Source organism: Streptomyces sp. NPDC055025 (genome assembly GCF_053608565.1).
Map to the genome: position 1 here is coordinate 1 of NZ_JBSGVS010000031.1, position 14,839 is coordinate 14,839.

13 protein-coding genes are annotated in these 14,839 nt (G+C 67.2%); 6 read left to right on the plus strand and 7 right to left on the minus strand.

Features of this window, described 5'->3' with window-relative positions:
• Positions 1–43 precede the first annotated feature (43 nt).
• From ACWGDX_RS19970 to ACWGDX_RS19980, 3 genes are all read right to left on the minus strand, one after another.
• Positions 44–1,306 carry an MFS transporter gene (locus ACWGDX_RS19970; RefSeq protein ID WP_453627283.1) on the minus strand — a complete coding sequence of 421 codons (1,263 nt, stop codon included), beginning with the start codon at positions 1,304–1,306 and terminating at the stop codon, positions 44–46.
• Between the two features lie 166 nt (positions 1,307–1,472).
• A complete protein-coding gene (locus ACWGDX_RS19975; RefSeq protein ID WP_453627397.1) occupies positions 1,473–2,555 on the minus strand; it encodes an inositol-3-phosphate synthase in 1,083 nt (360 codons plus the stop codon).
• 60 nt (positions 2,556–2,615) lie between these two features.
• Positions 2,616–3,332, minus strand: coding sequence for a helix-turn-helix transcriptional regulator (locus ACWGDX_RS19980; RefSeq protein ID WP_453627285.1), 717 nt, complete (start codon positions 3,330–3,332; stop codon positions 2,616–2,618).
• 370 nt (positions 3,333–3,702) lie between these two features.
• Here ACWGDX_RS19980 and ACWGDX_RS19985 point away from each other — a divergent pair, with 370 nt between their 5' ends.
• Positions 3,703–6,408 carry a transglycosylase domain-containing protein gene (locus tag ACWGDX_RS19985; RefSeq protein WP_453627287.1) on the plus strand — a complete coding sequence of 902 codons (2,706 nt, stop codon included), beginning with the start codon at positions 3,703–3,705 and terminating at the stop codon, positions 6,406–6,408.
• 173 nt (positions 6,409–6,581) lie between these two features.
• Positions 6,582–8,072, plus strand: coding sequence for a glycosyltransferase family 87 protein (locus tag ACWGDX_RS19990; RefSeq protein WP_453627289.1), 1,491 nt, complete (start codon positions 6,582–6,584; stop codon positions 8,070–8,072).
• Positions 8,073–8,281: 209 nt separating this feature from the next.
• Here the strand turns inward: ACWGDX_RS19990 and ACWGDX_RS19995 are convergent, their stop codons facing one another.
• From ACWGDX_RS19995 to ACWGDX_RS20005, 3 genes are all read right to left on the minus strand, one after another.
• Positions 8,282–9,313 (minus strand): alanine racemase, encoded by a 1,032-nt coding sequence (locus ACWGDX_RS19995; protein ID WP_453627291.1) that lies wholly within the window; start codon positions 9,311–9,313, stop codon positions 8,282–8,284.
• 114 nt (positions 9,314–9,427) lie between these two features.
• The gene (locus ACWGDX_RS20000) at positions 9,428–10,546 is read right to left on the minus strand and encodes a lipid II:glycine glycyltransferase FemX (RefSeq protein WP_453627293.1); all 1,119 of its coding nucleotides are present in this window, start codon (positions 10,544–10,546) and stop codon (positions 9,428–9,430) included.
• Positions 10,547–10,656: 110 nt separating this feature from the next.
• Positions 10,657–10,971 (minus strand): hypothetical protein, encoded by a 315-nt coding sequence (locus ACWGDX_RS20005; RefSeq protein ID WP_365902148.1) that lies wholly within the window; start codon positions 10,969–10,971, stop codon positions 10,657–10,659.
• Between the two features lie 272 nt (positions 10,972–11,243).
• On the opposite strand from ACWGDX_RS20005, the gene rpsF reads away from it, so the two are divergent.
• From rpsF to rplI, 4 genes are all read left to right on the plus strand, one after another.
• Positions 11,244–11,534, plus strand: a complete 291-nt coding sequence (gene rpsF / locus ACWGDX_RS20010; RefSeq protein ID WP_006604399.1) for a 30S ribosomal protein S6 — start codon at positions 11,244–11,246, stop codon at positions 11,532–11,534.
• Between the two features lie 74 nt (positions 11,535–11,608).
• Positions 11,609–12,211: a single-stranded DNA-binding protein gene (locus ACWGDX_RS20015; RefSeq protein WP_453627294.1), complete on the plus strand. Its 603-nt coding sequence runs from the start codon at positions 11,609–11,611 to the stop codon at positions 12,209–12,211.
• Positions 12,212–12,254: 43 nt separating this feature from the next.
• A complete protein-coding gene (gene rpsR, locus ACWGDX_RS20020; protein ID WP_003967857.1) occupies positions 12,255–12,491 on the plus strand; it encodes a 30S ribosomal protein S18 in 237 nt (78 codons plus the stop codon).
• An 18-nt stretch (positions 12,492–12,509) separates the two neighbouring features.
• Positions 12,510–12,956 carry a 50S ribosomal protein L9 gene (gene rplI / locus ACWGDX_RS20025; protein WP_363079910.1) on the plus strand — a complete coding sequence of 149 codons (447 nt, stop codon included), beginning with the start codon at positions 12,510–12,512 and terminating at the stop codon, positions 12,954–12,956.
• A 165-nt stretch (positions 12,957–13,121) separates the two neighbouring features.
• Here rplI and ACWGDX_RS20030 read toward each other — a convergent pair whose 3' ends face one another.
• On the minus strand, positions 13,122–14,459 hold the full coding sequence (locus tag ACWGDX_RS20030) for an MATE family efflux transporter (RefSeq protein ID WP_453627296.1): 1,338 nt from the start codon (positions 14,457–14,459) through the stop codon (positions 13,122–13,124).
• Positions 14,460–14,839: the final 380 nt, after the last annotated feature.

The following is a 14,839-nucleotide window of genomic DNA, read 5'->3' on the forward strand; positions in this document are numbered from 1 at the left end:
ACGTGAAACATGACCCGCGCTGCGTGTGCTTGGGGGCGATGTTTCACGTGAAACATCGCCTTCCGCGCGTCAGAGCCACGGCGACGGCCGCATAGAGAACCGCGACTGTCAGTACGAGCGGTACCGACCGGCCGTCCGGCGGCAGCATCAGTGCGGCGACCGCCGCGGCGCCGACGAAGGCCACATTGAAGAGGACGTCGTAGAGCGAAAAGATCCGGCCCCGGAAGGCGTCGTCCACCGCCGTCTGCACCACCGTATCCGTGGCGATCTTCGCTCCCTGTGTGATCAGACCGAGAACAAACGCGGCCACGAGCGTGGGCACGGGAGCGAAGGGCAGTCCCAGGGCGGGTTCGAGAAGGGCAGCCGCACCCGAGCACACCGCCATCCAGCCATACGGTCCGAGCCGGCCCGCCGTCCACGGGGTCAGCACCGCGGCGACGAAGAAGCCCGCTCCGGAAACAGCGACAGCGAGTCCGAGCAGCGCCAGCCCGTCGGAGTTCTGGTCGGTCCAGGCGTACCGGCAGAGCATCAGCACCATCACGGTGAGCGCCCCGTAGCAGAAGCGCATCACTGTCATGGCGGCCAGTGCGCCGGCCGCTGCTCGCCGTTCCCTGAGATGCCGGAGTCCGCCCGCGAGTCCGCGTGCGGTGGAGGCCAGGGCGGCACCCAGGCGGGTCTGGGTGAGCGACTGCTCGGGACCGAGCAGTTCACGTGCCAGCAGCAGCGAGGTGAGCGCGGCACAGAGATAGAGGACGGCGCCCAGCAGCATCACGGGGGCGTCGGAGTCCGAGACGGTCAGCCGTACGGCGAAGGCGAGACCGCCTCCCGCGGTGGCGGCGAGCGTGCCGGCGGTCGGGGAGAGGGAGTTGGCGAGGACGAGACGGTCTTTGTCGACGACCTGCGGCAGGGCGGCTGAAAGCCCTGCGAGAACGAACCGGTTGACGGCGGTCACGGACAGCGCCGAGACATAGAAGCACCAGTCGGGCACGGCGGCCAGGATCAGCAGCGCCGTACAGCTCGCCAGAAGGGCCCGCAGCAGATTGCCGTACAGAAAGACCTGGCGGCGCTGCCAGCGGTCGAGCAGCACACCGGCGAATGGGCCGACCAGTGAGTACGGCAGCAGCAGCACCGCCATCGCGGAGGCGATCGCGGCGGGCGAGGTCTGCTTCTCCGGGGAGAAGACGACATAGGCGGCGAGCGCGACCTGGAAGACTCCGTCGGCCCCCTGGGACAGCAGACGGACCGCGAGCAGCCGACGGAAAGCGCTGAGGCGCAGGAGCACACGCAGATCACGTCGGACAGGCATGTGAGCCAGCGTCACACACGCCTCCGTGAGGCATTTCGGCGGGACGCCTCGACGCGACACGGGACGCCTCGGCAGGACATACGAGAGGGGTCACCGGACGGCTGCCCGGTGACCCCTCTCGTATGGCTCCGCGTACAGCTCGTGGCTCGTACGGGAAAAGCGACCGCTAGCGGTCGACCTCGCCCCTGATGAACTTCTCGACGTTCTCGCGCGCCTGGTCGTCGAAGTACTGGACCGGCGGCGACTTCATGAAGTACGAGGACGCCGACAGGATCGGGCCGCCGATGCCGCGGTCCTTGGCGATCTTCGCGGCACGCACGGCGTCGATGATGACACCCGCGGAGTTCGGGGAGTCCCAGACCTCGAGCTTGTACTCCAGGTTCAGCGGGACATCGCCGAAGGCGCGGCCTTCGAGGCGGACGTACGCCCACTTGCGGTCGTCGAGCCAGGCGACATAGTCCGACGGGCCGATGTGGACATTGTCCGCACCCAGGTCGCGGTCGGGGATCTGGGAGGTGACGGCCTGTGTCTTGGAGATCTTCTTCGACTCCAGGCGCTCACGCTCGAGCATGTTCTTGAAGTCCATGTTGCCGCCGACGTTGAGCTGCATCGTGCGGTCCAGGACAACGCCCCGGTCCTCGAAGAGCTTCGCCATGACGCGGTGCGTGATGGTCGCGCCGACCTGGGACTTGATGTCGTCACCGATGATCGGGACACCGGCCTCGGTGAACTTGTCCGCCCACTGCTTCGTGCCGGCGATGAAGACCGGAAGGGCGTTGACGAAGGCGACCTTGGCGTCGATGGCGCACTGCGCGTAGTACTTCGCGGCGGCCTCGGACCCCACGGGCAGATAGCAGACGAGGACGTCGACCTGCTTGTCCCTGAGGGTCTGGACGATGTCCACGGGTGCCTCGGGGGACTCCTCGATCGTCTGGCGGTAGTACTTGCCCAGACCGTCGAGAGTGTGGCCGCGCTGGACGGTGATGCCCGTGGTCGGCACATCACAGATCTTGATGGTGTTGTTCTCGCTGGCGCCGATGGCGTTCGCGAGGTCGAGGCCGACCTTCTTCGCGTCGACGTCGAAGGCGGCCACGAACTCGATGTCCCGCACGTGGTACTCGCCGAACTGGACGTGCATCAGACCCGGTACCTTGCCCGCCGGGTCGGCGTCCTTGTAGTACTCGACGCCCTGCACCAGCGAGGCGGCGCAGTTGCCCACGCCGACGATGGCTACGCGAACCGAACCCATTCCGGTTGCTCCCTGTTCGATCTCAGTGTTCATGATGAGACCCTGCGGAGGTGCAGGACCTCACTTGGTGGTGTCCGCGGACGGATCCGGCGGTCCTGGATGCCCCGGGGACATGCCCCCGGGAGACGCGGCGTCCAGGTGCCGGGGCAGGCCATCCGCTTTCCCCGGTGTGTCTTCCTGTGCGGCGGGATCCTCGGGGCCGGACCGTCGCTGGTCCCGTCCCGCCCGCTCGCTCTCGATGAGCTCGTTCAGCCAGCGCACTTCGCGCTCCACGGACTCCATTCCGTGGCGCTGGAGCTCAAGCGTGTAGTCGTCGAGGCGCTCACGTGTACGGGTCAGGGAGGCGCGCATCTTGTCCAGGCGCTCCTCCAGCCTGCTGCGCCGCCCTTCCAGCACCCGCATCCGCACCTCGCGCTCCGTCTGGCCGAAGAAGGCGAACCGAGCAGCGAAGTGCTCGTCCTCCCAGGCATCGGGACCGGTGTGCGACAGGAGTTCCTCGAAGTGCTCCTTACCTTCCGCCGTCAGCCGATAGACGATCTTGGCGCGGCGCCCCGCCAGTGACGCGGCGAGTGCTTCCTCGGGGGCGCTGCCCGGCTCCTCGATCAACCAGCCGTTGGCGACCAGCGTCTTGAGGCAGGGATAGAGCGTCCCGTAACTGAAGGCCCGGAAGATCCCCAGCGAGGTATTGAGCCGTTTTCGCAGCTCATAGCCGTGCATGGGGGACTCGCGGAGCAGACCGAGGACAGCGAACTCAAGGATGCCCGAGCGTCTACTCACCCTTCGCCTCCTCCACCGTCCGGGATCCTTATGGCGTTCTGATGTATCGACTCGATACATCCCGACGATAGAACGGAGATGCAGTTGGGACAAGTGGGGTCAAGGTGAACGGCGTCACATTGACAATTCTCAGGAAGCAACTTGCCTGATTTGAGACGAACTTCGGCTCTCGGAAGGTTTTGACCGTGCGTAGTCTGTGCGGCATGCAGACCACTGGGAACCGAACGACGCGGCCGAGCGTCAAGACTGTCGGCTTACCGGCTGTCTGCCGGATGAGCTCCCAACCGGGCTGGTCCGTATTCATTTCGGGGGGACCGGAACTCAACTGCCGCTTCCAGGCGTCCGCGCCTGCCCGAGGAGTAGTCGTTCGATGAGCGAGCACCGTCGCAAACAACCGCAGCCGCAGGGTGGCGGACGTGCCGCGGCCAGGCGTGCGGCCCCGCAGCCATCAGGCCGCCGTGCTGCCCCTTCCCAGGAAACCGTTTCGGCTTCGCACTCCGATTCGTACGAGGAGGAGACCCCCTACGGCGGACGTGCCGCCGCCAGGCGTGCCGCCCAGCGGGGCGGCCGCCGACGCGCGCCGGATGCCGGGGGGCCGGGCCGTGGTGGACCCGGCGGTGGCCGGCGTGGCGGGGGCGGCGGGGCCGAAGGGCCCGGCCGCGGTGGCCAGCCGGGCAAGAAACGGCTGATCGACTATCCGCGCTACGGCAAATACGGCTGGCGCCGGTGGGTGCCGTCCTGGAAGCAGACCACCGCCCTCTCCATCGGTTTCCTCGGCTCCGTCCTCGCCGCGGGGACGATCGCGTACGCCGTGGTCCAGGTCCCCGACGACAACAAGGCGTCGAAGGCCGAGAACAACGTCTACTACTGGGACGACGGCACGCAGATGGTCGCCACCGGTGGTGAGGTCAACCGGCAGATCATCGGGATCGAGAGCATCCCCAAGGCGATGCAGGGGGCGGTCGTCTCCGCCGAGAACAAGTCGTTCTACGAAGACCCCGGTATCGATGTCATGGGCATGGGCCGGGCGCTGTTCAACATGGCCATGGGCGGTAACACGCAGGGCGGCTCGACCATCACCCAGCAGTACGTCAAGAACGCCCGCCTCGGAGACCAGAGCCAGACGTTCAGCCGTAAGTTCAAAGAGCTGTTCATCTCCATGAAGGTCGGCACGGACATGGACAAGCCCGAGATCCTGGCGGGCTATCTGAACACCTCGTACTACGGACGCGGTGCCAGCGGTATCCAGGCCGCGGCCCGTACGTACTACGGCAAGGACGCCAAGGAGCTGAACGCGAGCGAGTGCGCCTTCCTCGCCGCGCTCCTCAAGGGTCCGACGCTCTACGACCCCGCCGGACAGTCCGAGATCGACCCGGAGGCCACCGCCGCCAAGAACACCGAGCGGGCCACGGAGCGCTGGTCCTGGATTCTCGACGAGATGGTCAAGGACGGGCGCCTCGACGCGGCGGAGCGCGCCAAGTACACAAGCTTCCCGATGCCGGACCCGCCGAAGAAGAACGGCGAGCTCAGCGGGCAGATCGGCTATCTGGTCGACCTGGCGAAGGCCTACTTCGTCAACAACAACGAGCGGGGCACCACGGCCGAGCAGCTGGCCACGGGCGGCTACGAGATCCACACGACCTTCAACAAGAAGAAGGTCCAGCAGCTCCAGAAGGCGGTCGAGAAGGTCTACGACGCCAATATCGACCCCAAGAAGCGGCCGAAGACCGATACGCACGTCCAGTTCGGCGGTGCCTCCGTCGAGCCCGCGAGCGGGAAGATCGTCGCCATCTACGGCGGTCAGGACGCCGTCAAGCACTTCACCAACAACGCCGACCAGACGGGCGCGCAGGTCGGATCGACCTTCAAGCCGTATGTGCTGGCCGCCGCGATGGACAAGGGCGTGCGTGATCCTCAGGTAGGCCCGGACCAGGGCCTGGACCAGCGCACTCCGGTCTCGCCGGACAAGACGATCTACAACGGCGACAACAAGCTGAAGATCAAGAACTACGACGGTTCGATCTGGACCAACGAGGAAGGCAAGGAGTGGCTCCAGACCAACGACGGGGATGAGTCGTACGGCGACATCGATCTGCGCGAGGCGATGCGGGAATCCGCCAACTCCCCCTTCGTCCAGCTCGGCATGGATGTGGGCATCCCGGTGGTGCGGGACTACGCGATCCGGGCGGGTCTGCTGGAAAGCTCTCTCAACAAGTCCGATGTGCCGTCGTTCTCGATCGGTATCTCCGACCCCAGCGCCATCCGGATGGCGGCCTCCTACGCCACGTTCGCGTCCAGTGGCAAGCAGCGCGACCCGTACTCCGTCTCCGAGGTGAAGAAGGGCGGCGAGGTCGTGTACCAGCACGACAAGCCGGCGAAGACGGCCTTCTCCGCCGCGGTGGCGGACAATGTCACGGACGTCCTGAAGACCGTGGTGGAGGAGGGAACGGGCAAGAACGCCCGGCTGGAGGGGCGTGAGGTGGCCGGCAAGACCGGTACCACCGACGGCAACAAGTCGGCCTGGTTCGTGGGTTACACCCCGCAGCTCTCCACCGCCATCGACATGTACCGGATGGACGACGACGCGAACAACAAGAAGCGCGAGTTCCTGAAGATGTACGGCACCGGTGATCAGGAATCGATCCACGGTGCGTCGTTCCCCTCCGAGATCTGGCACGACTACATGGCGGAGGCGCTGAAGAACGTGCCCGCCAAGGCCTTCCCCAAGCCCGAGCCCATCGGCGGGACCTGGTACGGCGGCGGCGCCGCCAGCCCGACCCCGACGCCGAGCGAGACCCCGTCCGAGACGCCGTCGGAGACCCCCTCCGAGACGCCGTCCGAGACGCCGTCCTCGCCCCCGCCCAGCCCGAGCGACACCTGTGAGCAGATCTTCGGCTGTGGCGACAACGGCGGAGGCAATCAGGGCGGCGACAACGGCGGCGGCAATCAAGGCGGCAATCAGGGCGGTGACAACGGCGGCGGCAACGGCGGACCGAGTACGTCACCGCCGGCGACCGGAGCCGATCCAGGCGGCCAGGACGGCAGCGGTGGCTTCTTCGGAGGCTCAGGGGGTTAGCCGGCCAGGGTCGCGGCGGGAGGACAGCCGCTCGGCCTGACCGACGATCCTGCCCCTGGCAGCGTCCGACGTGCCTGATCGAGGGCCGTCGCACCGGTTACGTACAGACCCACTGTGCGTACCGTGCGGCGGCCCTCGTCGCGTTCACGGCCCCGTACGGCAGGATGGGCGCCATGCCCAGCGCAGAAGAGACAACCGTGCACCAGGACCGGCCGGTCGTGTCCCCCACCCGGCGGGACGAGATCGCCACGGCCGGCAGTGAGCTGATCGGGGGCCCGATCGGACGCTGGGCCTGGCTCGGCAGCAGCCGGCTCACCCCCGTACGCGTCGTCGCCTTGGTGGCGATCGGAATGTTTGCGCTGGGCATGGCGCAGAAGATGCCCTGTTACGAATGGGCCTGGTTCCGGGGCGCCAGCTCGCAGTACACCCACGCCTGCTACTCGGACATTCCGCACCTCTATCTGGGGCGTGGCTTCGCCGACAACCTGGTGCCGTACTTCGACCGGCTGAACGGCGACATGCCGTATCTGGAGTACCCGGTACTGACCGGCCTCTTCATGGAGGTCGCCTCCTGGCTCACGCCGGGCGGCTCCATCCAGTACCGCGAGCAGATGTACTGGATGGTCAACGCGGGGATGCTGATGATCTGCGCCGCGGTCATCGCGGTCTGTGCCGCACGCACCCACCGGCGCCGCCCCTGGGACGCGCTGCTGATCGCTCTGGCGCCCGCTTTCGCGCTCACCGCCACCATCAACTGGGATCTGCTGGCCGTGGCGCTCACCGCCGCGGCGATGCTGATGTGGTCCCGCGGCCGGACGCTGGCCTTCGGCATCCTCATCGGGCTCGCGACCGCCGCCAAGCTCTATCCCGTTCTGCTGATGGGACCGCTGTTCGTGCTGTGCTGGCGGGCCGGGAGGTTCCGGGAGTACGGCACGGCCCTGCTGGGCACGGCGGGCGCGTGGCTGGCGGTGAATCTGCCGGTGATGGTGCTCGCACCCGAGGGATGGAAGAAGTTCTACACCTTCAGCCAGGAGCGGCAGGTGGACTTCGGTTCCTTCTGGCTGATCATCACACAGCGCACGGGCAAGTCACTGGAGGTCGACACCGTCAACACCTATGCGATGGTGCTGATGGTGCTGGCGTGCGCGGGCATCGGGCTGCTGGCCCTGACGGCTCCGCGCCGGCCGCGTTTCGCGCAGCTCGCCTTCCTTGTCGTCGCCGCGTTCATCCTCACCAACAAGGTCTACTCGCCGCAGTACGTACTGTGGCTGATTCCCCTGGCCGCCCTGGCGCGGCCGCGCTGGCGCGACTTCCTGATCTGGCAGGCCTGCGAGGTCATGTACTACCTGGGCATCTGGATGTACCTCGCGTACACGACGAGCGGTGACGCCCACAAGGGCCTGCCCACGGAGGGGTACCAGCTCGCCATCGCCCTGCATCTGGCGGGGACGCTGTATCTGTGCGCGCTGGTCGTACGGGACGCGCTGCTGCCCGAGCGGGACGGTGTACGGACGGACGGTACGGACGACCCTTCGGGCGGTGTGCTGGACGGCGCGAAGGACGTGTTCGTACTCGGACAGGCCCGCCGCTCGACGGAGCACACGGCTCAGACGGTGGAGGCACCGCGCGTCGATTGGGGGACGCGGCCCCCCGGGGCGGCCTGAGAGCGGCTCGGTGCGGGCTTGCCGTGCGCATCCCCGACTCCGGCTCCTCCGGCTCCCCCTGCGCCTCTCCGCGGGCCCCCTGGCGCTCTGAGCGCCACTGAGAACGCTCAGAGCGCCACTGAGAACGCTCTGAGCGCCTGTGAGGGCGCTCAGAGCGCGGTGCTGCGAAGGGCGGTGCCGCGAGGGCGCCGGGGGCCGCGGGTCCGGCGTCAGCGGTCGACGAGGCGGTCGAACTGGGTCGTCGTGTGGCGCAGATGGGCCACCAGTTCGTCGCCGACCTTGGGCTCGTCGGCCTCCGAGGGCACGAACAGGATCGAGACCTGCATGTGCGGCGGCTCGGCGAACCAGCGCTGCTTCCCGGCCCAGACGAACGGGGAGAGATTGCGGTTGACCGTGGCCAGGCCGGCTCGGGCGACGCCCTTGGCGCGGGGCATCACGCCGTGCAGGGCCTTGGGCGCCTCCAGTCCGACGCCGTGGGACGTACCTCCCGCGACAACCACCAGCCAGCCGTCCGAGGCGGCCTTCTGCTGCCGGTAGCCGAACCGGTCGCCCTTGACGACCCGGGTGACGTCCAGGACGGAGCCGCGGTACTCGGTGGCCTCGTGGTCGCCGAGCCAGAGCCGGGTTCCGATACGGGCGCGGAAACGGGTCTGCGGGAACTGCTGCTGCAACCGGGCCAGCTCACTGGAGCGCAGATGGCTGACGAACATGGTGTGCAGCGGGAGCCGTGCCGCGCGCAGCCGGTCCATCCAGCCGATGACCTCCTCGACCGCGTCGGAGCCGTCCGTACGGTCGAGCGGAAGGTGCAGGGCGAAGCCCTCCAGACGTACGTCCTCGATGGCCGCGTGGAGCTGGCCCAGCTCTTCCTCCCTCACGCCATGGCGCTTCATGGAGGACATGCACTCGATGACGACACGGGCGCCGACCAGCGCGAAGACCCCGTCGACGGACGAGACGGAGCGGATGACGCGATCGGGCAGCGGAACCGGCTCCTCGCCCCGCCTGAAAGGGGTGAGCACAAGGAGGTCACCGCTGAACCAGTCCTTGATCCGGGCGGCCTCGTAGATGGTGCCCACGGCCAGTGTGTCGGAGCCGAAGCGTGTGGTCTCGTCGGCGAGACGCTCATGGCCGAAGCCGTAGCCGTTGCCCTTGCAGACCGGGACAAGCCCCGGGAATTGCTCGATGACCGACTTCTGGTGCGCCCGCCAGCGCGCGGTGTCGACGTAGAGGGAGAGCGCCATGCCGGTCCGGAACCTTTCTCGGGGCTGCGGTGTATGAAGGATATGAGTGGTCTTGGGGTTCTTGAGGGCTTTACGGAAATGTCCACCGCACGTGTCCGCGGCCCATCATCGCGGTTAACGGCGCGACATGTAGATGTCGAGCGCCTTGTGGAGCAGTTTGTTGAGCGGGAAGTCCCACTCGCCGATGTACTCGACGGCCTCGCCGCCGGTGCCCACCTTGAACTGGATCAGACCGAAGAGATGGTCGGTCTCGTCGAGCGAGTCGGAGATACCGCGAAGGTCGTAGACGGTGGCGCCCATCGCGTAGGCGTCGCGCAGCATCCGCCACTGCATCGCGTTCGAGGGCCGGACCTCGCGCTTATGGTTGGCGGACGCGCCGTAGGAGTACCAGACATGGCCGCCGACGATCAGCATCGTCGCCGCCGCGACGTTCTCGCCCTCGTGCTGAGCGAAGTACAGACGCATACGGTTGGGGTCCTCGGCGTTCAGGACGGACCACATCCGCTGGAAGTACGAGAGCGGCCGCGGCCGGAAGTGGTCACGCTCGGCCGTGATCTCGTAGAGCCGCTGCCACTCGGCGAGGTCGTCGTAGCCGCCCTGGACGACATCGACGCCGGCCTTCTCGGCCTTCTTGATGTTGCGCCGCCAGAGCTGGTTGAAGCCCTTGAGGACATCGTCCAGCGAGCGGTTGGCCAGGGGCACCTGGAAGACATAGCGCGGCTGTACGTCCCCGAAGCCGGCGCCGCCGTCCTCGCCCTGCTGCCAGCCCATCTTGCGCAGCCGGTCGGACACCTCGAAGGCGCGGGGCTCGATGTGCGTGGCCTCGACATCGCGCAGGCGCTTGACGTCCGGGTCCTGGATGCCGGACTTGATGGCGGCCGCGTCCCAGCGGCGGATGACGACCGGCGGGCCCATCTTCACGGAGAAGGCGCCCTGGTGCTTGAGGTGCGCCAGCATCGGCCGGAGCCAGTCGTCCAGGTTGGGGGCGTACCAGTTGAGCACCGGGCCCTCGGGCAGATACGCCAGATACCGCTTGATCTTGGGGAGCTGACGGTAGAGCACCAGTCCGGCGCCGACGAGCTGGTCGTTCTTGTCGAACCAGCCCAGGTTCTCGGAGCGCCACTCCGTCTTGACGTCAGCCCATGCCGGGACCTGGCAATGACTCGCCGCGGGCAGGCTCTGGATGTACGCCAGATGCTGCTCTCGGCTGATGGTCCTCAGGGTCAGGCTCATGCGGGGCGCTCCTCGGCAGGTGTGTCCCCATGGATACAGGGGCTCCGGCTCTCGCGCCGAAGCCTACTGCGCCGATGGAGCGCCCGGTCTGGCCGTGTACGGAGCGGCCGTCAGCCGATGACTCCGCCGAACAGTCCGCCGTGTGCCATTCCGAGGAAGAAGCCGACCGCGGATGCTCCCAGTCCGAGGATGTTGAGGAAGCGCTCACGGGTCGTGACGGAGATGAACTGTCCGTAAGCACCCGTCAGGATCCCGATCAGTCCGGCCCATGAGCTGAGCAGATGCAGGTTGTAGAAGAAGGCCGAGAAAAAAGCGAGAAGTCCCAGTGTCAGCGTCACCGCGACCAGCGTGTCCTGGCGGGGATGGCGCTTGCCGTCCGTGGAGAAGAGAGAGGTGGCGGAGTTCGGTCGCATTGCCTGTGCCATGTGGCACCTCCTGGCCATAGCCGGAAGGCGGCGCATCGTAGCGTCGCACACACCCGATGTGTACAGATTGCGGCCGAGGGCGGCCGGATTTCAAGCGGAAGCCGCAGTGCGGGTAGTCTGTACGGTCTGCACCGGTGTCTGCCCAGGCCAGCACACGATCCCTCGTACCGCGAGCCGGATTGTCAGTGGCTGCCGATACCGTTGCTCACGCATCACGACCCTCCTGCCACGGAACGACCGTGGCCGCTGAGTCCAAAGGAGGTGGGTTCCACATGCGTCACTACGAGGTGATGGTCATCCTCGACCCCGATCTCGAGGAGCGCGCTGTCTCCCCGCTGATCGAGAACTTCCTCTCCGTCGTCCGTGAGGGCAACGGAAAGGTCGAGAAGGTCGACACCTGGGGCCGTCGTCGTCTCTCTTACGAGATCAAGAAGAAGCCCGAGGGCATCTACTCGGTCATCGACCTTCAGGCCGAGCCTGCGGTCGTCAAGGAGCTCGACCGACAGATGAACCTGAACGAGTCGGTCCTCCGGACCAAGGTCCTCCGTCCCGAGACCCACTGAGCGTCTAGCTCAGAGGTCATCGGGTCCGAGTAGCAGCAAGCAGCCAGAAGCAATCCCCGCCGAGAGGTTCACCCATGGCAGGCGAGACCGTCATCACGGTCGTCGGCAATCTCGTCGACGACCCCGAGCTGCGCTTCACCCCGTCCGGTGCGGCGGTCGCGAAGTTCCGCGTCGCGTCCACTCCTCGCACCTTCGACCGTCAGACCAATGAGTGGAAGGACGGCGAGAGCCTGTTCCTGACCTGCTCGGTCTGGCGTCAGGCGGCGGAGAACGTCGCCGAGTCGCTTCAGCGAGGCATGCGCGTCGTCGTGCAGGGCCGGCTGAAGCAGCGGTCGTACGAGGACCGCGAGGGCGTCAAGCGCACGGTCTACGAGCTGGATGTCGAGGAAGTCGGCCCCAGCCTCAAGAACGCCACGGCCAAGGTCACCAAGACCACCGGCCGTGGTGGCCAGGGCGGCTACGGCGGCGGCCAGGGCGGCAGCGGCCAAGGCGGCGGCAACTGGGGCGGCGGCCCCGGTGGTGGAGGCCAGCAGGGCGGTGGCGGTGCTCCCGCCGACGACCCGTGGGCCACCAGCGCGCCGGCCGGCGGCGGCCAGCAGCCGCAGAGCGGCGGGGGCAATGGAGGCGGCTGGGGCGGAAGCTCCGGCGGCGGCTACTCGGACGAGCCTCCCTTCTAGGGCGGGCTCGTACCCCACTTCTTGATCACACAGGAGAAACACCATGGCGAAGCCGCCTGTGCGCAAGCCTAAGAAGAAGGTCTGCGCTTTCTGCAAGGACAAGACCCAGTACGTGGACTACAAGGACACGAACATGCTGCGGAAGTTCATTTCCGACCGCGGCAAGATCCGTGCCCGCCGCGTCACCGGCAACTGCACGCAGCACCAGCGTGATGTCGCCACGGCCGTCAAGAACAGCCGTGAGATGGCGCTGCTGCCCTACACGTCCACCGCGCGATAAGGGAAGGGTGACCGACTCATGAAGATCATCCTCACCCACGAGGTCTCAGGCCTCGGTGCCGCCGGTGACGTCGTCGACGTCAAGGACGGCTACGCTCGCAACTACCTGGTCCCGCGCGGTTTCGCGATCCGCTGGACCAAGGGTGGCGAGAAGGACGTGGCGCAGATCCGCCGCGCCCGCAAGATCCACGAGATCGCGACCATCGAGCAGGCCAACGAGATCAAGGCCCGCCTCGAAGCCGTCAAGGTGCGGCTGGCTGTTCGCTCCGGCGACGCCGGTCGTCTCTTCGGTTCCGTCACCCCGGCCGACCTCGCTTCGGCGATCAAGTCCGCCGGGGGCCCGGAGGTCGACAAGCGCCGTATCGAGCTGGGTTCGCCGATCAAGACCCTGGGTTCGCACCAGGTGTCTGTGCGTCTGCACCCCGAGGTCGCCGCGAAGCTCGGCATCGAGGTCATCGCCGCGTAAGCGCTGCGCTCGGCAGAGCATGGAGAGGGCCGCATCCCGTCAGGGGTGCGGCCCTCTCGCTGTTGTCGCTGGCGTTGTCGCTGATGTTTCACGTGAAACGGGCACCCTGGATGGCTCGCTCCTGAATGTTTCACGTGAAACGGCGATCAGCACTGGTGCGCCGCGTCAGCGTGTAGCACCCGTGACGAGCCAGCGGCCGGAGCGGGTGCGCAGCCAGAGCGTCAGCATGCGGACCGCCATCATCAGTCCCATCGCCCACCAGAGTGCCGTCAGGCCACCGCCCAGAGCGGGGACGAGCAGAGCGACCGGTGCGAAGACCGCCAGTGTCACCAGCATCGCCCCGGCCAGATAGGGGCCGTCCCCCGCGCCCATCAGTACGCCGTCCAGGACGAAGACAATGCCCGCGACCGGCTGGGAGACGGCCACGACCAGCAGGGCGGGCAACAGAGTGTCCCGCACCACCTGGTCGCCGGTGAAGAGCGGGATGAACAGCGGGCGGGCGAGCACGATCAGAGCGCCGAGCACCACACCGGAGACGATTCCCCACTGCACCATGCGACGGCAGGCCTCTTGGGCGCCCTTGATGTCATCGGCCCCGAGATAGCGACCTATGATCGCCTGGCCCGCGATCGCTATCGCGTCGAGCGCGAAGGCCATCAGACTCCACAGCGACAGGATGATCTGGTGGGCGGCCACATCAGCGTCGCCCAGGCGCGCCGCGACCGCGGTGGCGATCATCAGTACCGCGCGCAGCGAAAGCGTACGGACCAGCAGGGGCACGCCGGCCTGGGCGCTGGCCCGTATCCCCGCGGAGTCGGGGCGTAGCGAGGCGCCATGCCGACGCGCTCCTCGTACGACGACCACCAGATAGACGGCGGCCATCGCGCACTGGGCGATGACCGTGCCCCAGGCCGAGCCCGCGATACCGAGACCGGCGCCATAGACAAGTACGGCGTTGAGCGCAGCGTTGGCACCGAATCCGCCGATGGCGACATAGAGCGGTGTCCGGGTGTCCTGGAGCCCGCGCAGTACGCCGGTCGCGGCCAGTACGACCAGCATGGCGGGGATACCCAGACTGGAGATCCGCAGATAGGTGATGGCGTACGGGGCGGCGGTGTCCGATGCCCCGAAGAGGGCGATGAGCCAGGGTGCGGCGGGCAGGGTGGCGGCGATGACAGCGGCGCCGAGAAGCAGGGCCAGCCAGATACCGTCCATGCCCTGACGGATGGCGCCCGGGAGATCGCCGGCGCCGACGCGACGGGCGACCGCCGCGGTGGTGGCGTAGGCGAGGAAGACGAAGACGCTCACCGCGGTGGTGAGGAGGGCGGCCGCGATGCCCAGCCCGGCCAGTTGCGGGGTGCCGAGATGGCCGACGATCGCACTGTCCACCATCACGAAGAGCGGCTCGGCGACAAGAGCGCCGAAGGCGGGAACGGCGAGTGCGAGGATCTCGCGATCGTGCCGTCGCCGTAGGGTTCTGGATCCCGCGGGGGCCTGTGTCATGCGGTCAATCTAATCTTCCACAGGTAAGCGGCGCAATCAACTTGCAGTCCTTACTCGACTCCTCGGTGAGGGCTCTGCTGTGCGCTGTTTGTTCTGATCTTGGTCCAGTCGGGAAAGTTTTTCTCCCCCACAGCCAGTGGATGGAAGAAGGCCAGCTCAAGTGGGGTGCGATGAGGTCGCTATGACTTTGTCCACAGTGCTGTCCCCCGGTCCGTGCACAGGTTCGCGGGGGTTCTCCACAGCATCTGATCCGTCGTCCACATGGCCTGTGGATAACCAGATTGGCTGACGGTGCAGACGGGCCTACCGTGGACCGGCGTCCGACGCGCCGGAACCGGAGTCAGGCCTCTCGTTTTGTCAGTGTCGTGCCGTAGAAACAG

Excerpts from the sequence above, each read along its gene's own strand:
- ACWGDX_RS19970 (WP_453627283.1), bottom strand. The coding sequence starts at position 1,306 with ATGCCTGTCCGACGTGATCTGCGTGTGCTCCTGCGCCTCAGCGCTTTC.
- ACWGDX_RS19995 (WP_453627291.1), bottom strand. The coding sequence starts at position 9,313 with ATGGCGCTCTCCCTCTACGTCGACACCGCGCGCTGGCGGGCGCACCAG.
- ACWGDX_RS20030 (WP_453627296.1), bottom strand. The coding sequence starts at position 14,459 with ATGACACAGGCCCCCGCGGGATCCAGAACCCTACGGCGACGGCACGAT.
- ACWGDX_RS19985 (WP_453627287.1), top strand. The coding sequence starts at position 3,703 with ATGAGCGAGCACCGTCGCAAACAACCGCAGCCGCAGGGTGGCGGACGT.
- ACWGDX_RS19975 (WP_453627397.1), bottom strand. The coding sequence starts at position 2,555 with ATGGGTTCGGTTCGCGTAGCCATCGTCGGCGTGGGCAACTGCGCCGCC.
- ACWGDX_RS20005 (WP_365902148.1), bottom strand. The coding sequence starts at position 10,971 with ATGGCACAGGCAATGCGACCGAACTCCGCCACCTCTCTCTTCTCCACG.
- ACWGDX_RS20000 (WP_453627293.1), bottom strand. The coding sequence starts at position 10,546 with ATGAGCCTGACCCTGAGGACCATCAGCCGAGAGCAGCATCTGGCGTAC.
- rpsF (WP_006604399.1), top strand. The coding sequence starts at position 11,244 with ATGCGTCACTACGAGGTGATGGTCATCCTCGACCCCGATCTCGAGGAG.
- rpsR (WP_003967857.1), top strand. The coding sequence starts at position 12,255 with ATGGCGAAGCCGCCTGTGCGCAAGCCTAAGAAGAAGGTCTGCGCTTTC.
- rplI (WP_363079910.1), top strand. The coding sequence starts at position 12,510 with ATGAAGATCATCCTCACCCACGAGGTCTCAGGCCTCGGTGCCGCCGGT.
- ACWGDX_RS19990 (WP_453627289.1), top strand. The coding sequence starts at position 6,582 with ATGCCCAGCGCAGAAGAGACAACCGTGCACCAGGACCGGCCGGTCGTG.
- ACWGDX_RS20015 (WP_453627294.1), top strand. The coding sequence starts at position 11,609 with ATGGCAGGCGAGACCGTCATCACGGTCGTCGGCAATCTCGTCGACGAC.